Genomic DNA, 25424 nt, shown 5'->3' on the forward strand with positions numbered 1-25424 from the left:
TTATAAATGTAGGCCTTTTAAAAACTCAAATTAACTTAATATTATAGGGATGGATCAGCAGGGGTATTTGGGTTGCTATTTCGCTCTAAATCTGGATAAGGATAAAAATTTCTATTACGCTCTTCGGTAAAAACAGATCCATTACCACTAGGTTGAGGTCTATTAAAACGTCTGCTATCTTCTAAGCTTAATCCACTTAAAAATAATTCAGCTCTACGGTTTTTATAAATTTCCAATAAAAGGGCTTCAGCAGTTGCTGGTCCGGAGTATGCAGGAACATCAGCGTTTATTCCAAAAACATCATCAGTGTCTGTCAAAACATTATTTAAGGCGGTAGTCGCGGCAGAAATATCTGGTGAGGCCTTTCTTAAATTTGCTTCTGCAATAATTAATTGCATTTCATCAGGAATATATAATGGAATTGATTCGGTGCTCATATCAAAAAAGCCTAACAAATTTTCAATAGGCAATCCGTTTTGATTTGTGTCGGGGGAAGGAGAAATGTAAAAGGCACGTCTTCCATCTGTTGGATCAAAAACAAAATCGGAGCTTGGTAAACCAAAGTTATCTCTTGGTCTAAAGTTAGCAATTCCGTTTAAAAATACGCGATTGTAAATAGGGTTTAAATTGATGTTGTCATACGCAAAAACAGAGGTTGAAGTTGTGCTCACGCTATTTGCATTTGTGATTGCAGCTTCAAAGTTACCAGCAAATAAATTATATCTTGCCAGGTAAGCATTTATACTATTTAAGACATCAATATTCCCTAAGGTTACCGCGTTCGTAAATTCTTGAGAAACTGGGTTCGCAGCTAAGGCAGCTTTTCCTTCATTTAACAAGGCGATTGCGGCTAGAAATCCGTCATTTCTTGAAACAAATGCAGCATCATTGTCATTGCTAGTTTGAATAACTACTTGTTCATAATTCTGGGCTAAACTGCCAATAGCCATCGCTTTAAAAAGCTTGGAATAGGCTAGTAATCCGCTTCTCGTTCCTGGAGCTAAGGTTACATTATCTACATTTGCTTCTATATCTTCTGCTATTTTCATGACTCTTAGCATAGTAGCCCAAAGCCCTTGTACATTTGAATTAAAATTAGGTAAGCCTGTGCCTCCTTCTTCTAGTTCAATCATATTCTGAAAAGTTGTGGTAATTGCACCTTCTCTTGTGGTTATTGCAGGGGTTTCAACGATCCATCGCATTCCAGAGGTGGAGTATAATTGCTGCATTCCTACGGTGACAGCTAAAATGCCATCTCTAGAAGAAAAGGCTTGATCTGCTGTGGCAGCATTAGGATTATTAAAGTCTGTTTCGCATGAAGTTGCCATAAGGCCAACAATCATGCTCAACACTAGTGTACTGTATATTTTATATTTATTTTTCATCTTTATTTTTTTAGAAACTAACGTTAACACCTACTTGATATGTTCTCGGAATTGGAACACCTGCAAAGTCGAACCCTCGTACACCATTACTTTGGCCTGCTGAGTTTATTTCTGGATCCCATCCTGAGTAACTGTCCCAAGAAACTAAATTTCTACCCACTAAACTAAATTGAATATTGTTCACATTTTTAAAAGGGGACCTAAGATTATAGGTAACAGCTAATTCTCGAAGTTTAACGAACGAAGCATCTTCTACGAATTCTTCAAAAATATTTGCTTGTGCTTGCCCAAGGTTTTTTAATCGATTACCGGCTAATTCTTGACCGTAATTAGCTCCTCCACCAAAAAGTCTATTATCCATTAAGCGCCTGTTCCAGTTAAAAATATCATAGCCTTGAACGGCGTCAAATTGAACTCTAAAACCAAAATCTTTATATGTAAATTCATTAATTAAAGAGCCAAACCATTCTGGATTTGGGTCTCCAATTACTTTACTTAACGCAGAGCCTGTTGGCTGTCCAGCAGCGTTTCTTCCAATTTCACCCGTAGTAGTATTACCTCTTTCAGTTTGCGGATATCCGCTGGCATCTAATAATAAGCTTCCATCTGGATTTCTGGCATAATATTGACGGTAGAATACACCAAGAGGCTCTCCTTCAATAACAAAATTGGTAGAAAAACTACCTCCTAAAGCAAATTGTCCTCCACCCGCTACTTTAGTTACTTCATTATCATTACTGGAATAAGTTGCCGTGACATCCCAAGAAAAATCTTTAGTTTTAAAAGGAGTTCCTCTTAACAAGAGTTCAATACCTTTATTTTCTAAATTTCCTATATTTTGAATTCTAGAACCAAAACCAGTAGATGGCGATAATTCTATGGGTAACAATAAATCGGTAACATTTTGTTTGTAATAGGTAAATTCAACCCCTAATCTATTATTTAAGAAACCAGCATCAAAACCAAGTTCTATTTCATCTTGACGCTCAGGAGCTATATTTAAATCTCCTTGCTGTGTGCTGGGAATAAGGCTAGTAGTTCCGTTTATGGCATCTGGACTTAGCACTGTAAATCTTTGAAATGCAGATAAAGCGGTTAAATTTCCTGCTTGACCCCAAGAACTTCTTAGTTTAAACACATTAAAAGTATCGCCAAAAGTTTCTTCCCAAAAATCTTCATCAGACATGATATAAGAAATACTTGCTTTTGCGAACAATTGATTTCTTTCATCTAAACCAAAGGTAGATGCGCCATCCATACGAATGGCACCATTGACATACAATTTATCTTTAAAACTAAAGGACTGTTGAATAAATCCGCCCCAGTAAGAGATTTGTGATCTGCTTTCACCTTGGGCCAAAATACTACCTGTTTCTGCAGTCTGTACGATCGGAGGTAATCCATCAGCACTAATCCCAATTCGATCAAATTCTTCATATTGCCATGAGCCACCAACGGTAGTTGTAGCGCTAATAGCATCAGAAATTGGCGTTTTATAACTTAAGTTTAAATCACTATTGTATTGAAAGTTGTTGATATCAGAACGTCTTGCAAATCCGTTTGGATTTGGAGAGGTATTATTAATAGGAATAAAAGCAGTTGCTGACTGATTAAAATAATCAATCCCTAAAGTATAACTTGCAGAAAGTTTTTCGGTAATATCAGCATTTAATGCAATACTGGTGATAAATCTATTTGTTTTTTGTCCGAAATCAAATCTGTTTACAGCCTCCAATGGATTAGTTCTTGGAACTAATAAGGAAGTCACAGGGTAAACACCCGATTCATCTGGATTAGGGTTTACTGAGTTTTCACTGAACAAAAATCCAGTAATAGCGCCATAGGCACTATTGATACCACCGTTTGGGATATCGTTACTAGTACTTCTGACATAGTTAAAGCCACCAGTAATAGTTAACCAATCAAATGCTTTTTGCGTGATATTTGCTTTAAATCCGACTCTTTTAAAGTCAGAATTAACGATAATACCTTCATTATCTAGTTGAGATGCAGATAAGTAATAAGATGTTTTATCGGTTCCACCGCTTACAGATAAATTATTTTCTAAACCAAAACCAGTTCCAAAGAAACTATCTTGTAAATCATAGCGTTGCACAGGGACGGTTTGTAAATTATTGCGATCTGCTGCGTCAACCCAAGCTAACTCCGTTGTATTATAGGCTATTTTTTGTCGTAATTCATTAACCCTCACATTTGAAGAGAATGAAAATTTTGGATCTCCACTCTTTCCTCTTTTGGTAAAAATTTGCACCACACCATTACTCGCTCGAGAGCCATAAATAGCAGCAGCAGCAGCGCCCTTAATAATCTCAATACGTTCAACATCGTTTGGATTAATATCCGCTAATCTGTTTTGGGCATTACCACCCAAATCAATTAATTCACTGCTCGAGTTACTAATAATGATACCATCTACAATATATAGAGGATCAGAATTTCCTAATACGGTACTTGGACCTCTCAAGCGTATACTAATACCACCAGCAGGATCTCCAGAATTCTGTTGAACCAAAGCACCAGAAATTTTTCCTGAAATAGCCTGATCAACTGCGGTAGCGCCATTATTTACTAAGTCTTCCGCTTTCACTGTTGATATAGCATTACCGAGGGTTCGTTTATTAACGCCTATGGTGTTCCCTGTGACTACAACTTCATCTAAACTTAATAAATCTTCATTTAAGCTTATGTTATTTTCGATAGTAGTACTTGATGTGGAAAATTTAATTTTTTTGGTAGAAAAGCCCAAATAACTTACGACTAAGGTATAGTCGCCAGAAGTTAAATTTGCACTAAAATCATATTTTCCATCAAAATCACTCACCCCACCAAAACTAGTGTTCTCAATAAATACGGAAGCACCAGGTATGGGCTGGCCGTTCGCATTATCTGTAACGATTCCATTAAAGGAATACTTGTTAGTTTGCCCAAAGGCAACGGTACTAAGTACAAACAAAGCCAATGTTAATAGCTTTACATGTAATCTTCCCTTCATTAAAATCATTTTTTTCATAAAAAAAGAGTTAGTTTAAAATAAAAGTTAATACTATAAAATTTTCCTTAAAAATTAGCTATCCTATTGATTCGTATTTTTTTAAGTAAAAAAAGAAAATACTTCTAACCTTTCAAAAATATAAAAAAAAATACATATTTGCTGTTTTATGCGTTTTTTAATTCTGTATTAATTAACACAGCATAAAACGGCATTTGGTGAAATTTTTTATAATTTTGTTTTACATTAGGGGCAAACTAATGACTGTTTTAAATGTTAAAAGAAGAACGACATAAAATGATTGTTAGTGAAGTTGAACTACACAATCGTGTCTTATTAACTGATTTGGCGGAAAAGCTCAATGTTTCCATTGATACCATCCGCAGAGATGTCAAAGAGCTTGATACTGCTAAGCAACTAAAAAAAGTGCATGGTGGTGCCATTGCCTTGGGCTATACTAATTTAGCCAAGTACAATGAAAATATTTACGCACAAGCTGATAAGATAAAAATTGCAACAAAAGCCTTGTCTTTGATTAAGCCTGGACATATAATTTTAATACACGGTGGAACAACCTGTTTTGAATTAGCAAAGTTAATACCCAATAAGCTCGAAATTACTTGTTTTACCACCAGCCCTGTGGTCGCTCTAGAATTGTTAAGAAAAAAAGGAGTTGATGTTATTTTTATTGGAGGAAGACTGTCAAAAGAATCTCAAATTTCAATTGGTGCCAGTGTTATTCTGCAACTTTTAGAGATTAATGTAGATTTTAGTTTTATTGGTACGGGGTATGTTGATGTGGATTTTGGATTGACCGAATTTGATTTTGAAAGTGTACAGGTTAAAAAAGCAATAGTTAAATCTTCAAAGAAAACAGTACTTTTGTCGATATCCGAAAAATTAAACTCAAAACAGCGTTATAAAACTTGTGGGATTAATGCTATACATACCATGATTACAGAACTAAACCCTGAGGATGGTGTCTTGGAAAATTTTAGAACGCAAAACCTCCGATTGTTGTAAACCTATGAATTATAATAAAATAACCGAAACTCCTTCAAATTACACAGATTTGGAGAAAATGGATACGACTACCTTACTTGCTAGTATAAATAATGAAGATAAAAAAATAGCAGATGCCGTAGCCTTAGTGATACCTCAAATAGCGCTATTGGTGGATGCGCTAGCGGAAAGATTTAACCAAGGTGGACGACTATTTTACATAGGAGCAGGTACTAGCGGAAGACTGGGGATTTTAGATGCTTCTGAAATTCCACCAACTTTTGGATTACCCCATGAGCGGGTTGTGGGTATTATTGCCGGTGGCGATACCGCCATTAGAAAAGCTGTTGAAAATGCAGAAGACGATACCAAACAAGCCTGGTTAGATTTAGAAGTTCATAACATAAATGCATTAGATGTGGTTGTAGGTATTGCAGCTTCAGGCACAACCCCTTACGTAATTGCAGGAGTACAGGCCTGTAAAGAAAAAGGAATTCTTACCGCTTGTATTACCAACAATCCAGAATCTCCCTTAGCAAAAGCCGTAGATATTCCCTTAGAAGTAAATGTAGGACCAGAATTTGTTACCGGAAGTACACGAATGAAAAGTGGTACTTCTCAGAAATTAGTATTGAATATGATTTCTACCGCACTCATGATAAAAATAGGTAGAGTTAAAGGGAATAAAATGGTGAACATGCAATTAAGTAACGACAAGTTAGTTGATCGCGGAACGAGATATATTGTTGAAGGCTTAGGAATTAGTTATGAAGAGGCTGCCAAGTTATTAAAAATACATGGTTCTGTTAAAAAAGCCATAGATGCCTTCAGTAAGTAGGGTAAATTATTCTTTAGCCATTAAGGCAACTTCTTTTGGAGTTACTATCTTTTTGGAAACATTACCCCAAGAATTTGAAATATAATTCATGACATCCGCGACCTCCTCGTCACTTAAGCCCATAGCCGGCATGGCCCCGTTATAAGTAATGTTATTTACTTTAATTTCTCCACTTTGCCCGTATTTGATACCTCTAATACTGTTCTCTCTTTGCTGCATTAAGTAATCAGATTTGGCTAAGGGCGGAAAAGTATGAGCTACGCCTTCTCCTTGTGTTAAGTGGCAATTCACACAAAAATCATTATAAATATCCCTACCTCTTTCCATACTTTTTTCAAGCTCCTTATCCTGAAATAAAATGGCAGAAAGTAGAGCGGTACAAACAACATAGGCTATTAAAAATAATTTCATATTTTTTTTCGTTAAGATTTGTTATGGAGTAAAAAGCACTAAAACGGATTAAAAAAAGAAAGTAGAATTTTGACTTAAGTTATTTAAAATACACACCAAAATTCTACTATTGTTTTGCCGTTATTTAATTGTTCGGAACTAATTTATAAATTCCTTTTCCTTCAACGGCAATATATATAAGACCGTCTTTTCCTTCTTTAATATCGCGAACTCTTCCTATTTCAGGAAGTAATTTTTCTCTTTTGACCACTTTGTCATCCTTCATAACGAGGTGTTCCAAATATTGAAATTTTAAAGAACCAACTAATAAATTCCCTTTCATTCCTTTGTAATTATCCGTTGAAATAAATGCCATACCACTAGGCGCAATAGATGGTACCCAATAATGCAATGGTTGTTCCATACCCTCCATGGCTGTTTTGTCTGTAATAGGCGTTCCACTGTAATTAATGCCATAGGTAATTAAGGGCCAACCAAAATTTGCTCCTTTTTTTATGATGTTAATCTCGTCCCCACCTTGAGGTCCGTGTTCGTGATTCCAAATTTTTCCAGTTTCAGGGTTTTTTACTAATCCTTGTGGATTTCTATGGCCATAGCTATAAATAGCTTTTTTTGCCCCATCCGTGTTTACAAACGGATTGTCACTAGGAATGCTACCATCATCATTTAAGCGATATATCTTCCCTCCGTCACGGGTAATGTCTTGTGGATTTACATCTCTATCACCCCTATCTCCAACTGAAAAATACAAATATCCCTCGTTGTCAAAAACTATTCTTGAACCAAAATGTTGCCCTTTTGTGGTATTTGGAGTGGCTTTATATAAAAGCTGCTTTTCTATGAAGGCATTATCCTTTAGTTTAGCTCGCATTAAAGTTGTATTCCCACCTTTTTCTTCACCTTCACCTTCAGAGGCATAAGTAATATAGATCCAACCATTTTCTTCGTAATTTGGGTGCAAAGCGATATCCATTAAACCCCCTTGACCCCTTCTGTAAATTTCAGGAATATTTGAAATTTCAGTTTTTATTTTGTCTTTAAAATGAATGACTTTTCCATCAATTTCAGTAATTAATAAACTATTATCTGGCATCATGGTTAAGCCCCATGGTAGCTGTAGGCCATCGACATATAACTCCGCTGAGAATGGTGGATTTTCGGTCTCAGAGACTTTGTTTTCAGTTTCCTGAGCACAAGAGCTATTAAGCGTTACAACGATTAAATAGAGGGCTATAGCAATTTTTTTCATAACTTGTCGTTAGATTTAATATGGAATAAAATTTTTTTAAAGATAACTAGAATTTATAAGTTTAAATAATTACGCGAAAAAATATTTTTTGATCCCAAGTCTTACAGTATTTTTTTTAACCTACTATACCTATGCAACCCAAAAAATCAAGGCAACCTTGGTACATCTATGTATCCATTGTTTTTTGTTTGATACTTAGCTCATTAGTAGCAAGTAATACCACTTTTGATTTTATAAGTGAGGTTTCTACTGACCTAGTCACATCGCTACGTACCCCTTCAAAAAATATAAAAACCGCAGAACCTTCTCTTGGAACTTTTCAAAATAAAGAGAATACTGCAGCTCCAGCTCCTTTTTTTGCAACCATTGTGGCGAATGCCGATATCACAACGACCTGCTCTAATGATGGAGCGACCTTGGCTCGTTTTAATTTATGTGGAAATTTTGATAATAGAGTAATAGCCCTGAATCAAGCTTATGGCAGTTATGAATGGCAACGTTTAACCACAGCTTCATGCCCAAGTTTTAATATAGATGAAGAATGTCCTACCTATACATGCACAGGTTCGTGGGTGGCTGCTGGTAGTGGCGCTACATTAACATTAAATCCAAATACCATTTCAGCCGCAACAGGGGCTGAATATAGAGTTAGGGTAGATGGGGGATCATACTTCTATATTAAGGTGAAAAAAAGTATCATTACCCAAACCTTTGTGAAAAGAGATTTTATATGCGGCGTTGATGGAAGAATCCAAATAACCAATCTATCGAGTGCCTATGAATACGCGATAGATAACGGAACTGGTTTTGGAGCATGGCAAGGTGCCATTTTTGATGGTTTACAACCTGGTACTTATATTGTTAAAGCTAGGCTAAGAAATACACCAAATACCTGTGAATACCCTTACGATCCAATCGTTATAGAGTCAAGAGAAATTGATATTGATGTGAATTTTGTGGACGCCAATTGTTTTGGCGATAATGGAAGCATCTCAGTTTTAGTGAATGACGTTCCAGGACCTTACAAGTATACCTTATTAGATAGTAATGGTTTTCCACAAGAATTTACCTCTTTTATAGCTAGTAATACCTATACATTTGCGGCGGTTGGTTTTGGTAGCTACAGCATTCAGGTAGAAACACAACAATGTAGAGGTGATATTGCGAATGGTATTGCTGCGCCAAGACAAGATGTAGATGTGAATGGAGCCCCTATCGTTATTGGTGATGGCTTGTTTCCTTTAGCAGCATCCACGGAAGTAAATACTAGTTTTGGATGTTCTACTATCACTAGTGTTCCAATTATTGTTAGAACTTCTGGAGGTGCAGGGCCTTATACATATACGGTGAACGGTGGGCCTTCGAGTGCCCCATTTACAGGACAAACTACGCATTCTGTTTCAGCTTCAGGAGATTATAATTTTTTAATAACCGATGCCAACGGGTGCACCATAACCGCATCTGCCAATGTGCAAGAATTAAGTCCACCAGTGGTAACAGCAACTGGAATAAATGGAACCTGTACCAATGGGGGTGCAAAAATTAATTTTAATGTCATAAACGCTAGGGGTTATAATTTATCGTATAGAACAAACAGCAGTGATCCTTGGGTGGCAAGTACTAGAATATCTGTGGCCGACGGAACCTATAACACTCTAGAAGTTAGGTATGAACAAGGTAGTTTTTCATGTACTATGATTTTGCCTAGCGTTACTGTCACTAGTGAAGCAACAGTAACCGGAAATGCTAGTAAATTATCAAATCAGACCTGTAATGCTTCAGGAGGTACCGATGGAGGAAGCATTCTTTTTGCCGGTGCTGGTGGAGGTTCAGGTACTGGGTTTCAGTATAGTGTAGATGGAATTAATTTTTTTACAAGCGCATCGTTTACAAACCTGCCTCCTGGAACCTATACGCCTATTATAAGAGATGATAGTGGTTGTAGACTAGAGCTTACGAATATTGTAATTGATACCGTAGATCCTCCCACCAATTTAGATTTTGTTCAAAGTAATATTAATTGTGCCTTGGGAACAACCGATGTGCAATTAGTAGCAACTGGCAGTGCAAGTATTGCAAACTATAGGATTATTAGCCCTACAGCCGTTGATAATGGTGCTATTGACACCTTTTCGGGCCTAAGTACATCAACCACCTATACTTTTGAAATACAAGATGTGAACGGTTGTGTGTATACTGAAAGTTTTACACCCGTTGTGGTAAGTTCTATTAGGGCTCGAGCTAAATCTGATGGAGATAAAAGAGTATGTGCAGGTGCTACAGATGGTAGCGGTACTTTTGTCATAGATGGTTTTGGTACCAACTATACCTATCAAATCAACGCAGAACCGGTTAGTGCAGCTCAAAATACAGCCGAAGTAGACCTAGTAGCAAGAGGCGCTGGCACCTATACCATTACGGTTACCGATGTGGATACAGGTTGTACAGATACAGCGACAATTGTTATAGAAGCAGCAGCAGCCTTTGTTTTAAACCCAGTGATTACGCCAATGACTTGTGCAAACGGTAATATTGGTAGGGTAGTAGCGAATACTACTGGGGGTTGGGGCGGTAATAGGTATACCTTACAATACCCTAATGGAACTACGGTTGGTCCAACAAGTAATAGAACTTTTGGGAATTTAACAATAGCTTCTACCATCGCCAATCCTTATATATTAACCGTCATAGACTCAGAAGGCTGTACAGATACCTTTGAATTTCAACTTACTCCTTTAGATTCACCCACCATAAGTATCGTTTCTTCGAATTTATGTTACGAGCCGGTTTCCGGTGCTTCTGTAACTGTTGCCGCAACAGGGGGTACTCCGGCCTATACCTATCGAATAGATGGTGGTTCGTATCAAGCTAGTCCTTCGTTTACAAACTTGTTACCTGGCACCCATATCATGCAAGTTAGAGATGCAAATAACTGTACGGATACAATATCCATTACAATTAATAGACAATTGCGCGTGAGTATTGCTACGGAAGTAGAAATACCATGCGGAGGATCTCCTGGTCAAATCAGGGTTAACGTATCAAACGGGTATCTAACAAATATAACACCAAAGCAATATCAGGTAAGTACTGATAATGGAGTAACTTTTGGACCCCTACAAGCCTTTACAGCAAACTCATTTTTATATCCGGTAACCGTGGGTGGAAACTATGTGTTTAGAGTCACGGACAACGAAAATTGTGTGGCACTTTCAGAACCACTAGATGTCATGGATCCTGTGAACATTCTTGCTTCGGCAGACCCAATACCTGCCAGTTGTAGCGATCCTAACAGTGGCGGTATGCGTATAATTCCAGATGCAACTAGTGGATTACCACCCTTTGAAATTGATTTTGAAAATACTGGGAACTTTAGTTCACAGACCGTATATACTGGCTTAACAGCAGGACAAACTTATAATTATACCGTACGCGACGCTAGAGGCTGTTTAACTTCTGGCTTGTCATTAACAATTCCAACAAGCCCTAATGCTGCCCCGAATGCAGTAATTACGGCGATAGATGCTAATTGTAGTGCTTCCGGCTCTAGTGCAGGAAGTATTGTCATCAATAGCGTAAGTGATGGAACCCCAAACTTTACGTATATAGTTTCAGATATTTTCGGAAACGAAATAGTGCGTGTTGGCCCTACGGCAAGCACCTCTGAAACCATCACTGATGCAGCCCTAATACCTGGCGATTATATCGTTAGAACCGTTGACGCCTTAGGGTGTAGCGATTCAGATGCTGTTACTATTGCTCAAACCGATTTAAGTGTGGTTCCAGATGTAATACCACCGGGTTGTAATGTAGCTGGTTTTTCAAATACTGTAGAAATTATTGGTGGGGTAGGGCCTAATTTTTTAATCCGCTTGGTAGGCGATCCGAGCGCACCTGTCACGCCAAATAGCCCTCCAAGACGTCATACGTTTAATGGATTACAATATGGGGTTACCTACACGGTTGAGGTTACTGATGTAAGCACAGGTTGTATTTATTTTGAAGTAATACCTCCAGTGGAGGGTTCTACAGCTTTAGACGTTACAGCGACATCTCCCCCTGTATTTTGTGATGATTTTGGAAACGGAAGAGTTGATTTTACAGTGACTGATTTCTTAGGACCAAACTTAGTAATTGAATTGATAAACCCTTTAACAAATACAGTTTTACTTACTGATTCGCCAACGGGTTTAATTGGGGGTGTAGGTTCTACGTACTCTGGGACTTTTGATATTACTCCTGGTAATTATATCATTTTAGTCACTGATTCAGATTCGTGTACCGATGCTACTTCAATAAATGTTATTCTAAATATCCCTCAAATAGATATAATTTCAAACCTTCCCGCAAATTGTAATGCTTTAGGGCAGCTTACGGTTCGTGGTAGTGGAGGCGATGGTGGTCCGTATACCTATGCTTTTGTACCGGCAGGTAGTCCAGTAGATAGTGATGGAACATTAACACCATTAGATACTTCCGATGATTTTACGGCCAGTAATACAGCAGTTTTACCTGGAAGTTTATTGGGGATTGCTTATGATATTTGGGTAAAAGATGGGCGAAACTGTACTTTTAACGTATCTGAAGATATAATTTTATTACAACCACCTTTGCCAGCACCAATTGTTAATGTTGATAATCAATGTGCGGCATCCGCATCATCATTTAATATTACCGTGTCTATGCCAGCTTGGGTAACAACACCCAGTTTTACCCTTAATGGAGAAAGTAAGTTTGGCGTATTTAATGCCCTTGCAAATCTTTGGGAAGCCCAGTATACCGTAAGTACGCCAGGAACTTATGTAGTAGATGTTGTCGATGCGAATGGGTGCGTAGGAGCAGGGATTGCCGAGGTGTATGAATTTTTATCTGGAACAGGAGAGTTTACAGCCTTACCTACTTGTAATAATGCTGATGGAACCATTACGGTAACAACCAATGGTGGTAGTGGTGATTTTGTATTTGAATTACAGGATAGTTTAGGAAATGCAATAGGTGGTGTGCCCACGAACAATACAGGCGTATTTATAAATCAAAGTCCTGGAAATTACTTAGTTTTAGTGACTGATAACTTGGTAAATGACGGAGCAGGTTTCTGTGCGTTCACGGTTCCAGTGAATCTAGATGTAGCGATACCACCAATCATTAATACCGAAACAGTTGAAAATATAAGCTGTCATAGTGCTAACGACGGAAGTATTTCTATAACGCTTCAGGCAGGTACTGATGTTGATGGCCCTATAAACTTTATCTTAACAAATATCACTACGGCGACCGTAGTAGCCAATAATGCGACTGGTGTTTTTAACAATTTAGGAGAAGGCGATTATCAAGTTGAGGTAATAACCAACAAGGGCTGTACTACGGTATCTAGTATCTTGAATATTACAAATCCTCCCGTTTTTGAAATATCGGCAACAAGTACACCATTTACCTGTGAAATAGGAGCAAACCGATTCAGTTCTTCTATCATTACCGTAAATATTGACCAAATAGGAACCCTCGGATCTGGATACCAATACAGTATTACGGGTTATGCAAATTATCAAACCTCTAATACCTTTGAAATAATTGATGATGGCTCTACACAAACTATAACGGTTTATGCTATTGATGGTAATGGGTGTAGGGATGAATTTACACTTCCGGCAATAGCGCCACCTTCAGAGGTGCAAAGTACCTTGTTGGTGAGCACAGCTTTAAATTGTGAAGATCCAGAAGTAGTACGAATTACCGTGACAGGAACCATTGATTTCACCATTTTAACAACATCGGCGACCCCTGTTGCAGATGTTTCTAATAGTGCTGGAATTTCATTTGTAGATATTAATTTACCAAATAGTGGTGAATATTTATTTGTGGTGAGAGATAATGTTACCGGCTGTTTATATCCTATGCCAAGACATACTGTTATTGAACCTATACTTCCTTCAGTAAGTATAAGAGAGGCAAATCCTATTCAGTGCTTTGGTGATACCAATGGTGCATTATTTATCAATGTATCCAATTATTCAGGAGTTTACGCGTATGATGTGTATAGAAGTGATGATCTAACCCAAACCACATCCCTAGCATCTGGTACTTTTGATACCGGTAATTACCCAGATGTAAATGGTGATGATGCACAAATTACAGGGTTACCAGGAGGTAATTTTTATGTACGCGTAAGAGCTATTGGTCTTCCAAAATGTTCAAATATTAGTAATGTAGCAAACATAAGAACACCAAATGGCGCATTAACCGTTACGGCTATAGAAATTGATAATGTGAGTTGTAATGATAACGCTGGAAACATTGTAGCGACAGGTATAGGTGGTTGGGATGCCTTCCCCTATGAATTCCGATTGTTAAAAGAAGATACCTCAGGTACTATTTCTATAGCAGGTATTTTATATTCTGAAGAAATAGCTTTTGGTTCGGCTAATCAATTCTTAGGCTTGACTAGTGGAAATTATAAAATTGAGATAAGAGACATTGAACAATGTTCAAGCGCTGTCGATATTACCTTAAGTCCTGTAGACACTATAGTGGTTGGTATTCGCGAACCTCAAGGATTAATATGTCCGGATGGAAATAATGCTGTTTTAGAAGCCTTTGATACGACAACCGGTACTAGTGCAACTGCAACGGCTGGCGCTAGTGGAGGTGTTCCTGGATTTGGGTATAAATATCAATTATTATACTTAAACAGTAACGATAACACCGATATAAATTCAAGAAGTGGACTACAAGATACCCCTACTTTTGATGGGGTTTCAAGTGGATTTATAAGTGCGGGGTGGTATGCCATAGAAGTATCCTCAAGTTTTGAATGTGTTGGTGTAAGTGTCCCTTATTATGTAGTTCCGCCACCACCCATAGATCCTAAATTAGTTCAAGTGAGAGCTCCAGGTTGTGGTGGGCAAGGACAGATGCGTTTAAGTATTGAAAATCCCGAGCTAGGCTTTACTTACGAATACCGATCAATTTCGGCAGCTAGTACTGACCCTTTTATTCCAATCGTAGGTAATTCAGTACTCATAGACGGAGATCAAGGTTTTTATCAATATGATGTCCGTAAAGTAGGTGGGGCTGGTGCGTGTACAAGTTTACGATCAGAAGGTATTACTCTTGTTGATGCGCAAGCGATTGATTTAGTGGCTAACTTACCAGACGATATTTCTTGCGCTACAGAAAGTGATGGTCGAATAGAATCTTTTTCGTCGGGAGGTATTGGTAACGAGCTGTATACTTTATATTTAGGCAATCCAGCACCTGCACTTTCTATGTATACCGCATTTAATCCTGATCCCTCAGCAACTATTGTACGGGGACCTCAAGACGATGGTACATTTGAAAATTTATCAGAAGGGGTGTATTACATTGCGGTGACCAGTGGTATATCCTGTGGTGATGTTGAAGGGCCTTTGGTTGTGGCTCGTCCTGATCCTATTGTTTATAATATTACAACGTCTAATATTTCTTGTAATGGAGAAACAGATGGTAGTATTAGGGTTGAAATAATCAGTGGTGGTGAAGGTCTAGTGCAGTTTGCCATTAATCCTAATTTTAATGAATTCTTTAGTGATCCGAGCAATCCTAATGTGTTCACGTTCGAAAATCTTCCAGCAGGCGCAAACTACGAGATTTTGATTAAGGATGATAAGGGTTGTGGTGAGTTAGTGCCAGTAGCACCGATTACAGAACCTGATACTTTAGCTATTTCAAATGTGGTTACACAACCTGAAATATGCTTAAACGCTTATGATGGCGAAGCTCAAATAACGATTATTGGAGGAACTCCTTTTATTGATTCGACCACTTTTGTGCGGTATTACGAAACAAGAGTAGAAGGCCCAGGTTTTGCTTTACCAGATCCTAGTGACCCAAATCAGGGCTATTTAAGAAATGATAACTTATTGTTTGAAAATCTTCAGGGTGGTGCATCGTACCGCATTTATGTACGGGATTTTAATGGCTGTACCGCAGAAAGAGTTGTTACTATTGGATTAGGTGTGGATTTAGCAGCACAGGCTATTCCGCAGTATGGCTGTGAGGGTATTTTTCCAAATAGCACTGTCAGTATTGCCATGACCGACGAATCTTTAGTTCCAGAATTATTGTTTAGTTTGGATGTTGACGATATGGCCAATGCCACGACGACAAGAACATTTGGAGATTTACCAGCAGGTGATCATACTGTTTATATTTACCATAGTAATGGCTGTATGGATCAAGTAAGCTTTACTATAGATGCCTATTTACCTTTGTCTTTGTCTGTGTCTAAAACAGGTCCTGATGAAATAACAGCGGTGGCAAGCGGTGGGTATGGTAATTATGTATATACGTTCCAAGATCAACCGGCAACGACAGATGCTGTGTTTACTATTACCATGGATGCCAATGTGGTGGTTCGGGTGGAGGATGAAAGAGGTTGTGTCGCTATGGTTACCTTACCGTTTGATTTTGATACCATGGTAGAAATTCCAAATTTCTTTACTCCTGACGGAGATAATATAAATGACATGTGGTCACCGAAAAATCGACAGTATTTTCCTTTTATAGAAGTCAAAATTTATGATAGATACGGTCGTGTAGTGGCGGTTTTAGATCAAATTAGAGCTTGGGATGGTACCTATGAAGGAAACGAGGTTCCAACAGGAGATTACTGGTATGTGGTGAATGCCAATGACAAGGATAAGCAACGATATGTTGGGCATTTTACACTATACAGATAGGCATTAAAAGATCACATTCAGATGATAAAAAGGAACTTATTTTATAAGTTCCTTTTTTTATTTTTAAATCTTTGTAGTGTTAAGTATTGTTGTATCTTTGCAGCCTGAAAAATATTTTTTCGGGGTGTAGCGTAGCCCGGTTATCGCGCCGCGTTTGGGACGCGGAGGTCGCAGGTTCGAATCCTGCCACCCCGACTTTTTAGTAATTCAAATAGGAATAAAAGCTTGGTAATCGTATGATTATCAAGCTTTTGTGATTTTAGGACAATCATTTAATTTGGTTTGATTTGATTAAAAATGTGACCTATTCGGTTACCTAGTTTTAAAATGTATAAAAAAGGTAACCGAATGTTTTGATTTGACTTTTGTTTTAATGTTCAATTTTTAAAACAAAAACGTATGAAAACTTTAAACACCTTCAGTATTCTGTTTTGGCTAAAACTTGCCAGTGCCAAAAATGGAGAAGCACCCCTTTATGTCCGAATTACAGTAAATGGAAAAAGAGCAGAGCTTTCTCTAAAACAAAAACTCTTAATTTCAGATTGGGACGCAAAGAAGAATCGATTAAAAGGATTAAGTGATGATACTAAGAAAGTCAACACCTATCTTAAACAAGTAAATTCTCAACTCTTTGAAATCTATCAAAATCTAAAGAAAGAAAAAAAGTTTGTTACTTCAGATCTTCTTAAAGCACACTTTCTAGGAACAGATGAAAATAGGTATGCACTCACAGATATTATCAAGTACCATAACGAGCATATGAAATCAACGCTACGGTGGGGAACACAGAAGAACTATTTTACCACCCATAAGTATATTTTTCTTTTTCTAAAGCAAAAACATAGCACTACGGATATGTTCTTAAGTGAGTTGAATTATAAGTTCATAATTGATTTTGAACGGTATTTAAGAGGTCAAAAGTCTATGGGTAACAATACGGTCATGAAACACATTGAACGTCTTAGAAAAATGGTTAGCCTTGCTTATAAAATGGAATGGCTAAGTAAAGATCCTTTTATAAAGTTTGAAGCCAAATACGAAAAGAAAGAAAGAACTTATTTAACATTAGAAGAATTACAAGCCATAGAAAGCAAGCGATTTACGATTGCCAGATTAGAACTGATTAAAGATTTGTTTGTTTTTAGTTGCTACACAGGATTATCTTATGGTGATGTGATGCACTTATCTACTAAAAATTTATGCACTGGTGTTGATGGTAAGCAATGGATTTATGCGCAAAGGGAAAAGACTAGTGTCCCCATGAAAATTCCAATTCTCTCAAAAGCGCTTTGCATCATTAAAAAGTATGAAACACATCCAGAATCTGTATTAAGGTCTAAACTTTTTCCAACAATATCAAATCAAAAATTAAATTCCTTTTTAAAAGAAATAGCAGACTTATGTGGAATAACTAAAAATTTAACCTTCCATATCGCCAGGCATACTTTTGCTACAACGGTTACCTTAAGTAATGGTGTTCCTATAGAAACAGTGTCTAAACTATTGGGGCATTCAAAAATCACCACCACACAGATTTATGCTAAAGTAATCGAGAGAAAGGTTAGTGAAGATATGCAGAAGTTAGAGGAAAGCTTTTTACTTTCGGAATAGATATAATTGTCACAAGTTTTAGATGTCAACAAAAAGACTTTCAAGTTTAGCTTCTAAACTAATTAGATTAAGATTATTGTCTGAACTGCTATTAAATCTACCAATTATTACCCCATTTGTATCAATTAAAATATAGGTAGGAATTATTTGGACATTATATTTCATACCAATTGAAGTACTTTCTTTTCCAAGACGGAGATGATGCCATAAGGTTGTTTTGTCCTTTGCTATAGCCTTTTTCCAAGTGCTGATTTGTGAATCACTAGTTATACCAACAAACTCTACCCCTTTTGGATGAAATTTTTTATACAAATTGTTTAATTTAGGACTAGCTTTTCTACACGGGACACATGAACTGGCCCAAAAATCAATTAATATGTATTTACCTTTAAAATCTTCGAGCTTTACAGTTTCATTGTGAACATTTTTTAAAGAAAAACTAGGAGCTTTATCTCCAATTTTAGATGTAATACTTTTTTCGAGTAATCCTTGTTCAAGCATTTTACCAAAAAGGCTTTTCTTTACATTTTCACCAAAACGCTTATTATAATACATTAACGAATCAATGGGCAGTTTTCTTAAATACATAAGACCAACATAGAATCCACTTAATAGCGAATTTGGGTTTTCAGTACTAAAATTAAGTCGAATAGACTTGATGCTATCAAGTTTATTTTGCACTTCATGGGAAATTTCTTTTTTTCTTTTTAATAGGACTTTAGAATTTTTATCATCGTACTGCTTATTCAATATTGAGTCCCGGTATAAAATTAATCCATCAATTCTATTATATATCGGCCTTTCTAATTTGTTTAAAATTTCATATTCTATTTGGGTATTTCCACTGCTGACATTTGCATTTTCAAAAGCGCCTGATTCCAATTCTATTTGAGTCTCACCAGGTTCTATGAAAAAGGATATTCGACTATGTCTGTTTGGAATATCTTCAAGAGTAAGTATTTTGGCAAAAGTGATATCTTGAATGAAACCTTTTGCTGTAAAACCTCCATTAACCAAAGGAATAGTATCTATAACCAAATTTTGATCAATATCTGTGTAAACTAGTCTTAATTTAGTATCATCGTTCCCTTTGTACTTCCCATTAATAAAGAATTGGTTTGTAATCGTTTTGTTCTCGCAACTTAATGCTAACATAACTAATATGGTTAATAGCAAAAATTGGTAGTTGAAATTATTAATGAGTGTAATCCATTTATTTAATATTATTAACATCGCTATTATTTTTTAAACCTTTATTTAACATTTATATCACTTAAATACAGTAATTAATTGAAAAGTACTGAGAATATCTTCTACCCCAGTACCTTTCAAATTTAATTAATTATTAGCATTTTATGTTTTAATTGGACCCGCATATACTCGTAGTGCCACAAAAACATGCAGTAGCTCCTCCGCCGTCGTTGCAATCAGAGTCTTCAGTACACAATACTCCTGATTTACATCCACTGTTACCGCCATCTACACTCACAATAGCACTTCCTCCCAAAACACTTTTCATTTGGTTTCTTTGAAGTACTTCATTACCTCCAAAATTTAAACTTTTTAAAATTGACATAATTTATAAAATTAAAAATTAAATTTGTCTTGGACAATTAGGGACACCCAAGTATGTGTCCATTCTTCGCGAAAGAATTATTGTTCATAGCCCAAAGATTTTACTTTGGGCTTATTTTATCACAAAAGCTTTATTAGATCAACAGTTTTATATTCATTTGTGAGCTTATTGGTAATTAAACTATACGCAAGATCAGAAACAAAGACTTCATTTTTTTTATTTTGTAAAACACTGCAAAGTGCTTTTTGTTCCAATGCTCAATAAAAGGCAATGGGGCTTCCTTTAGTTTATTAAACTCCAACTTAACTCCGATAGTCTTAAAACCAATAGCTTCTGCGGCATCACTTAGCTCTAACAAGTTACCGCCTTCTCTGGTGGTTTCAGAAACCTCTAGTATTTTTTGAAGTGAAATTAGCTTTCCATAGTGTTTGGGTATTTTTTGAAAACAAGTTGGCTCACAGATTTTAGAAATAAGTTGTTTATAAAGCGTAAAAGCTTTATTCGTGTGAATCATTTATTTTAAGTAATAACTAATTATTAATTTTTAATATTAAAAAAATAAAAGGGAGAAGTTACCCCCTCTCCCTAAAAAAAATAGTTACTGACAACGTCCATTTATACAAAGACCATAACCAGAAAAACCTCTATCACATATTTCATTGGAGGTACAAGGACAGCCTGGAGGCCAAACACCCTCAACAAATACACAATCAGTTGCATATTTAATTTTTGGCATATTGTTGCCACCTAAAACACTTTTCATTTGGTTTCTTTGAAGTACTTCATTACCTCCAAAATTTAAACTTTTTAAAATTGACATAATTTATAAAATTAAATTTGTCTTGGACAATTAGGGACACCCAAGTATGTGTCCATTCTTCGCGAAAGAATATTGTTGTTAATTAAAATTTATAATTTTATAGCCACCATTCAATAATCCTAGCCTGTCTTATTATTTCTTTAAAAATCATTTTCTATAAACCCCTTTTACAATTTTCTAAGAAATAAAATAAAAATCTTTCTGGTTAGTTTTTTTAGGATGAAAAATTTCTATGACCTGCGCCTAATAAAGAATTTAATTTTTCTTCCAATTTGTTAATTATATCACCGTCTTCACCCAAAAATCGATCTATAATTAATCCATTTTTATCAATTAATATATAAGCAGGTATAGCCTTAAAATTATATTCCTCCCCCAGGGTATTGTCCTTTCCAGCAATGACATGATCCCAAATACTAACCTTATCCACTTCAATAGCCTTTTGCCATTTCATTTTATCATCCTCTAAAGCAATACCTATGACTTCAAAACCCTTATTGTTAAATTTTTGAAAAACTTCTTTTAGCATTGGACTATTTTTTCTGCAAGGACCACACCAACTTGCCCAAAAGTCTATCAAAACATATTTTCCTTCATAATTTCTTAGTGATATAATATTTCCATTCTTATCTGGTAGTTCAAAATTAGCAGCTTTATCACCAATTTTACTTTTAACAGAGCTTGCTTTGATTTTTTCATGTAATACTATTCCATAATATCCATTTTTTATATTTTCATCAAAACTATTGTACAATTTATTTACAGAATCTAATGATATACTTTGAAAATACCATTTTAAATAAAATGGACTTAGAAACGAACTTGGATTTTTAGTTATAAAGTTCAATCTTATTTTCCTGATTTTTTCTAGCTTTTGTTCCTGTTCTATCACTAGTTGTTTAAAACGATTAGAATGCATATCGCCTTTACTAACTAATTCGTCTCGTTCAGCTAGTATTGGTTCTATTTCAGCATATAAGGCGGCTGTTTTTTTTCGTAATTCTTCTTCCTCTTTCTGTGTTTTAGATCCAGTAATCTTCGCTTGCTTAAAATTATTTTCTTCTACAATTAAGGTTGTTTGAATGTTTGGTTCTAAAAAAAAGGTAGTATAATTAGGGTCATCGGTATAGGTGGATAGAGTATTTCCAGACAAACTAACTTGAATTGCTCCATTAATTTTCCCTTTTGCAGTAAATTTATTATCAACTATTTGAAGTGTATCTCTGATTTTAATTCCCCTAGTATCTATATAGGATAAAACGATCTTTTTTGTTGTGTGGGGAGGAGTCAACTTTCCTTTTAAAAGAAATTGTCCATTCTTATAATCTTGTTTACATCCTAATATTAAAAAACAAAATATTAAGTAAAAATTAAATTTACTTAGAAAATTTGAATTATTCATAAACAATTTTTTTTAAAAGAGCGAAGTTAAATGCTATTTTAAAACATTACTTCGCTCTTGTTAATCAATAAACTATTAAGTTATACAAGTGCCTGAACTACATCTTGAACAATAAGCATTACAATCATAATTAGATTCACATTCAATGCCTTTATGGCATGCATCGTTACCTGGACCGCCATCATCCTCAGAAATAATAGTTCCTCCAAAAATACTTTTCATTTGACTTCTTTGAAGCACCTCATTGCCTCCAAAATTTAAATTTTTTAAACTTTTCATTTTTGTTAAAATTAATAAATTAAATTTGTCTTGGACAATTTATTATGGATAAGAGAGACTTATGTTAGTGCTCAAAAAAAGGACTTGGTCAGAAGGCGCAAGATGTGTTTTTGTTGCCACAAAAACAAACTTGCTTTACTCCCGAAGGTCGCAAAGAAAAAAGAAATTCAAAACAAAAAGTAGTTACGCCCAGTTGGATTTCCTCTTAACGTTTATCAACCCGAACACTAAAGAAATCCAACCGGATCCAAGCGTAAGTAAGTTATGGTAAGATCTGGGGGCATTTTATTTTAATAAAACTTTTTGCTTTAATAGTACTAAAGATTATAAAATGAATGATTATTTTTTTTCTTTCATTAGCAAAGTCTTTTAGGGTAACGATTAATTTATTTTGATCATATTTAAAAATCATAATGCTTAAAATCACTACCTTAGCATTAAAACAAAACAAAAGACCTTATTAAAAAGGTTACTTATTCGGTTACCAAAACTAGTTTTAATTTTCAACTTATTGATTTATAAAAGTATAGGGTGGTTTAAGAACATTCTGCCACCCCGACCAACCTAGAAATAGGTCATAACAAAACACTGTTAATCGTATGATTATCAGTGTTTTTTGTTTTTAAAGCTACTGTTTAGAATTATGTAGTCTTTATTCAGGAGGGGTCAACATGATGCACAAGGTTCTTGTGTATGAAAAATAGGGTAAAAAAAGACGCTAATTTTTCGGATAAACAGAGCTACGAATTTTTATGTTTTTTTGTGGTCTTTATTTTAAAAGCCAAATTTAAAAATTTGGCAACCTCCCAAAAGTGACTTTGTTATTGGGTTAAGCATTCATAGCCCAATTAAATTATGCTTCGTTGTGCGTCGTATTTTATATCCGAACATATTACATTTATTTCAAATTTTTATACTCTATCTACCATAGAAATGGTGTTCAGGACGGCATGAGCAATTATTAAAGGCCACAAATTTCTTCCAAATTTCACGTAAGCAATTCCCATTACTAACCCAATAAGTCCAACGCTAATTGACCTGTCTGACAAATCATATGAATGCCTAAACCCAAAAATCAGGGCTTGTAAAATTACTGCAAGTATTGTGGCTATTGTCGTTTTAGAAAATAAATTCTCAAACCAATAGATTAGAAAACCCCTGTCTAGTAATTCTTCTAACATCGATTCAAGCAAAACTGCTGGCATAATAGTAAAAAAGAGCGACCAATTTCCTTTTAGATGGCCAAATTTAGACGCTGAATTTTCTGAATAATTTTTTTGTTCTACTGAAAATGGTAAATAATCTTTTATCATTTCAAAAGCCATTATTGAAACAACAATAGCTACAAAAATTCCGATAGTCACCACTACTGTTTTTTTGAAACTTTCTGGTTTTCGAAGTCCTAAGTCTTTCCACGTTACTTTGCGAACTTTCATCCTCCAAGTAGCCATTACTAAAGTCGTCAATGACCAAAATAGTCCGTTTATGATAAAACCTACACTTGGAAAATATAGCTCCCTAATCAAGAACATTACAGCAATGTAAATAATTAGGTCGAATAAGAAAGCTTTGTGATTAACTGGTTTTGTTATATCATTAGCAATTTGCTTTTGGTCAGTTGGCATCTTTTTAATCCTTTTATGATGAGTATTTGTATGGCCTTACCTTCGAAAAAAAGTTACAAGGGTTTTATGTAGTAGTTAAATCATTAAGGACACTTAAGCCTAATAAAGATCAAGGTTTTGATAGTCAATATAAGTAAGATAAGATTTTTAATTCGTTTACTTTATGTTAGGCGCTCAATAGTGTTCCTATGCCTACTTATCTATTGTAAGGACGTTCATTAATCCAATTAAAACCACGGGAGTACAAATTAAATTTTTCGTGGTCTTTTCTCGAAAATATGATCTGTAGGGTATCAGATTCCATAATTCCATCGAGTTCAAGGAATTCTGAATTTGGTTTTTTATAGTTGAAATTATAATCTTCAGATTCGGATCTTTGCTGATGCAACTTTATCTTTTGTGAAGTTGAATCTGTTATAAAATAATATTGATGTTTAGCATCATCCATTGTTTTAACAGTTGCTTCATCTTTTAAATCAACAATGAGGTAACGCCATCTAAAATTATCAGTAATTAAAGGTTGAAGGGTGTCTCCATTTTTGATAAAATGAATAGCCTCCCAAATACCATAAAGTTCTGGTTTTTTTCTGTTTTCATTGCGATGACTTTCTGTTGTATAAAAATTGAAAGAGATGAAACTAATAAGAAGCAGTAAGCCAATAGATTTAACCCAAAAAATAACTTTATGGTATTTGGTATTTTTAATAGGATGATAATACTTGTATTTTTCTACCGCTTTATTTTTGATGAATACATTTAAAAATCGGTTGTCAGTGATAAAAATTACTGAAGCCATGAGTACTAAATGAACTGAAAATAATTTGACAGGAATATCGTAACAGAAATTCATAACTGCTACTTGGGTCATGACACCAATAACGATAAGTGAGCCAAGAGTTTGTGTTCGCCTCGGAATTAAGAGTACACCACCGAGCACTTCTAATAAACCTACAAATACGTTAAATCCTTTTGAAAACCCCATATAGGTCCAAGCTAAACCCATGGGCGAAAAATCAGCTAAAGGGTCTAGCAGATGTGTCAAGGAAGCTGATGGAAATTGAAGTTTAAAAACTTTTACAAACCCGTAAAGAAGCATGGCAGAAGCAATAACAATACGAAGAAATACTAAAAACCAGTAGCGTAGTTGATTGTAGCTTTTGCGTTTTTTGTCTAGAATGTGCCAGAAAACAAATAGTACAAAGGTTAAAACCACATTCACAAATAAAGTTAGGTACGCAAAAGTATGATCGCCGCTGCCATTACCGCTTACTTCGTATGCATAATTTATTTTAAAAATAACTTGGCCTATCCATCGGTAAGGGGTTTCAAATAAGGGACTAAAAATTGCTAATAGTACATAAAGCACAAAGTAAAGAAACAGTACTCTAAATACTACTTTACTTGAGGTATTCCAGTGTTCTTTATACTCTTGTGTTAGTAGTTCCATATAATACTAGTGCTTAAACATAAAGATTAGTTACACATTTACATTAAAATTT

General features: G+C 35.5%; 16 protein-coding genes and 1 tRNA gene. 5 read left to right on the plus strand and 12 right to left on the minus strand.

Annotated features, from left to right (window positions below):
* Nucleotides 1–41: 41 nt before the first annotated feature.
* Both GQ45_RS17250 and GQ45_RS17255 read right to left on the minus strand, forming a co-directional pair.
* Complete coding sequence (locus tag GQ45_RS17250; RefSeq protein ID WP_047420599.1) at nucleotides 42–1385, minus strand: hypothetical protein; 1344 nt, start codon at nucleotides 1383–1385, stop codon at nucleotides 42–44.
* Nucleotides 1386–1395: 10 nt separating this feature from the next.
* Nucleotides 1396–4398, minus strand: coding sequence for a SusC/RagA family TonB-linked outer membrane protein (locus GQ45_RS17255; RefSeq protein ID WP_231555216.1), 3003 nt, complete (start codon nucleotides 4396–4398; stop codon nucleotides 1396–1398).
* 270 nt (nucleotides 4399–4668) lie between these two features.
* Here GQ45_RS17255 and GQ45_RS17260 point away from each other — a divergent pair, with 270 nt between their 5' ends.
* The gene (locus tag GQ45_RS17260; RefSeq protein ID WP_047419838.1) at nucleotides 4669–5418 is read left to right on the plus strand and encodes a DeoR/GlpR family DNA-binding transcription regulator; all 750 of its coding nucleotides are present in this window, start codon (nucleotides 4669–4671) and stop codon (nucleotides 5416–5418) included.
* 4 nt (nucleotides 5419–5422) lie between these two features.
* Nucleotides 5423–6235, plus strand: coding sequence for an N-acetylmuramic acid 6-phosphate etherase (gene murQ, locus GQ45_RS17265; protein WP_047419839.1), 813 nt, complete (start codon nucleotides 5423–5425; stop codon nucleotides 6233–6235).
* A 6-nt stretch (nucleotides 6236–6241) separates the two neighbouring features.
* Here the strand turns inward: murQ and GQ45_RS17270 are convergent, their stop codons facing one another.
* Nucleotides 6242–6646 (minus strand): cytochrome c, encoded by a 405-nt coding sequence (locus GQ45_RS17270; RefSeq protein WP_047419840.1) that lies wholly within the window; start codon nucleotides 6644–6646, stop codon nucleotides 6242–6244.
* 124 nt (nucleotides 6647–6770) lie between these two features.
* The gene (locus GQ45_RS17275; protein ID WP_047419841.1) at nucleotides 6771–7895 is read right to left on the minus strand and encodes a PQQ-dependent sugar dehydrogenase; all 1125 of its coding nucleotides are present in this window, start codon (nucleotides 7893–7895) and stop codon (nucleotides 6771–6773) included.
* 131 nt (nucleotides 7896–8026) lie between these two features.
* Between GQ45_RS17275 and GQ45_RS17280 the strand changes: the two genes are divergently transcribed.
* The 3 genes from GQ45_RS17280 to GQ45_RS17290 all read left to right on the plus strand — a co-directional run bounded on the left by GQ45_RS17280 (nucleotide 8027) and on the right by GQ45_RS17290 (nucleotide 18223).
* On the plus strand, nucleotides 8027–16612 hold the full coding sequence (locus GQ45_RS17280; protein WP_047419842.1) for a T9SS type B sorting domain-containing protein: 8586 nt from the start codon (nucleotides 8027–8029) through the stop codon (nucleotides 16610–16612).
* Nucleotides 16613–16732: 120 nt separating this feature from the next.
* Nucleotides 16733–16807 (plus strand) — tRNA-Pro (locus GQ45_RS17285).
* A 204-nt stretch (nucleotides 16808–17011) separates the two neighbouring features.
* Nucleotides 17012–18223 carry a site-specific integrase gene (locus GQ45_RS17290; RefSeq protein WP_047419843.1) on the plus strand — a complete coding sequence of 404 codons (1212 nt, stop codon included), beginning with the start codon at nucleotides 17012–17014 and terminating at the stop codon, nucleotides 18221–18223.
* Nucleotides 18224–18241: 18 nt separating this feature from the next.
* Here the strand turns inward: GQ45_RS17290 and GQ45_RS17295 are convergent, their stop codons facing one another.
* From GQ45_RS17295 to GQ45_RS17335, 8 genes are all read right to left on the minus strand, one after another.
* Entirely contained in the window at nucleotides 18242–19378 is a 1137-nt protein-coding gene (locus GQ45_RS17295) for a TlpA disulfide reductase family protein (RefSeq protein ID WP_047419844.1), read from the minus strand.
* A gap of 205 nt (nucleotides 19379–19583) precedes the next feature.
* On the minus strand, nucleotides 19584–19799 hold the full coding sequence (locus tag GQ45_RS17300; RefSeq protein ID WP_047419845.1) for a hypothetical protein: 216 nt from the start codon (nucleotides 19797–19799) through the stop codon (nucleotides 19584–19586).
* A gap of 175 nt (nucleotides 19800–19974) precedes the next feature.
* The gene (locus tag GQ45_RS17305; RefSeq protein WP_052188332.1) at nucleotides 19975–20313 is read right to left on the minus strand and encodes a cysteine peptidase family C39 domain-containing protein; all 339 of its coding nucleotides are present in this window, start codon (nucleotides 20311–20313) and stop codon (nucleotides 19975–19977) included.
* Between the two features lie 84 nt (nucleotides 20314–20397).
* Entirely contained in the window at nucleotides 20398–20619 is a 222-nt protein-coding gene (locus GQ45_RS17310; RefSeq protein ID WP_047419846.1) for a hypothetical protein, read from the minus strand.
* 214 nt (nucleotides 20620–20833) lie between these two features.
* A complete protein-coding gene (locus tag GQ45_RS17315) occupies nucleotides 20834–22021 on the minus strand; it encodes a TlpA disulfide reductase family protein (RefSeq protein WP_047419847.1) in 1188 nt (395 codons plus the stop codon).
* A gap of 75 nt (nucleotides 22022–22096) precedes the next feature.
* A complete protein-coding gene (locus tag GQ45_RS17320) occupies nucleotides 22097–22300 on the minus strand; it encodes a hypothetical protein (protein ID WP_047419848.1) in 204 nt (67 codons plus the stop codon).
* A gap of 911 nt (nucleotides 22301–23211) precedes the next feature.
* The gene (locus GQ45_RS17330) at nucleotides 23212–23925 is read right to left on the minus strand and encodes a CPBP family intramembrane glutamic endopeptidase (protein WP_047419850.1); all 714 of its coding nucleotides are present in this window, start codon (nucleotides 23923–23925) and stop codon (nucleotides 23212–23214) included.
* Between the two features lie 196 nt (nucleotides 23926–24121).
* Complete coding sequence (locus GQ45_RS17335; RefSeq protein ID WP_047419851.1) at nucleotides 24122–25372, minus strand: hypothetical protein; 1251 nt, start codon at nucleotides 25370–25372, stop codon at nucleotides 24122–24124.
* Nucleotides 25373–25424 lie beyond the last annotated feature (52 nt).

This window comes from Cellulophaga sp. Hel_I_12 (assembly GCF_000799565.1).
Classification (GTDB): domain Bacteria; phylum Bacteroidota; class Bacteroidia; order Flavobacteriales; family Flavobacteriaceae; genus Cellulophaga.

Excerpts from the sequence above, each read along its gene's own strand:
- GQ45_RS17290 (WP_047419843.1), top strand. The coding sequence starts at position 17,012 with ATGAAAACTTTAAACACCTTCAGTATTCTGTTTTGGCTAAAACTTGCC.
- GQ45_RS17255 (WP_231555216.1), bottom strand. The coding sequence starts at position 4,398 with ATGAAGGGAAGATTACATGTAAAGCTATTAACATTGGCTTTGTTTGTA.
- GQ45_RS17305 (WP_052188332.1), bottom strand. The coding sequence starts at position 20,313 with ATGATTCACACGAATAAAGCTTTTACGCTTTATAAACAACTTATTTCT.
- GQ45_RS17270 (WP_047419840.1), bottom strand. The coding sequence starts at position 6,646 with ATGAAATTATTTTTAATAGCCTATGTTGTTTGTACCGCTCTACTTTCT.
- GQ45_RS17335 (WP_047419851.1), bottom strand. The coding sequence starts at position 25,372 with ATGGAACTACTAACACAAGAGTATAAAGAACACTGGAATACCTCAAGT.
- GQ45_RS17300 (WP_047419845.1), bottom strand. The coding sequence starts at position 19,799 with ATGTCAATTTTAAAAAGTTTAAATTTTGGAGGTAATGAAGTACTTCAA.
- GQ45_RS17315 (WP_047419847.1), bottom strand. The coding sequence starts at position 22,021 with ATGAATAATTCAAATTTTCTAAGTAAATTTAATTTTTACTTAATATTT.
- GQ45_RS17310 (WP_047419846.1), bottom strand. The coding sequence starts at position 20,619 with ATGTCAATTTTAAAAAGTTTAAATTTTGGAGGTAATGAAGTACTTCAA.
- GQ45_RS17260 (WP_047419838.1), top strand. The coding sequence starts at position 4,669 with ATGTTAAAAGAAGAACGACATAAAATGATTGTTAGTGAAGTTGAACTA.
- GQ45_RS17275 (WP_047419841.1), bottom strand. The coding sequence starts at position 7,895 with ATGAAAAAAATTGCTATAGCCCTCTATTTAATCGTTGTAACGCTTAAT.
- GQ45_RS17295 (WP_047419844.1), bottom strand. The coding sequence starts at position 19,378 with ATGTTAGCATTAAGTTGCGAGAACAAAACGATTACAAACCAATTCTTT.
- GQ45_RS17320 (WP_047419848.1), bottom strand. The coding sequence starts at position 22,300 with ATGAAAAGTTTAAAAAATTTAAATTTTGGAGGCAATGAGGTGCTTCAA.
- GQ45_RS17330 (WP_047419850.1), bottom strand. The coding sequence starts at position 23,925 with ATGCCAACTGACCAAAAGCAAATTGCTAATGATATAACAAAACCAGTT.
- GQ45_RS17280 (WP_047419842.1), top strand. The coding sequence starts at position 8,027 with ATGCAACCCAAAAAATCAAGGCAACCTTGGTACATCTATGTATCCATT.
- murQ (WP_047419839.1), top strand. The coding sequence starts at position 5,423 with ATGAATTATAATAAAATAACCGAAACTCCTTCAAATTACACAGATTTG.
- GQ45_RS17250 (WP_047420599.1), bottom strand. The coding sequence starts at position 1,385 with ATGAAAAATAAATATAAAATATACAGTACACTAGTGTTGAGCATGATT.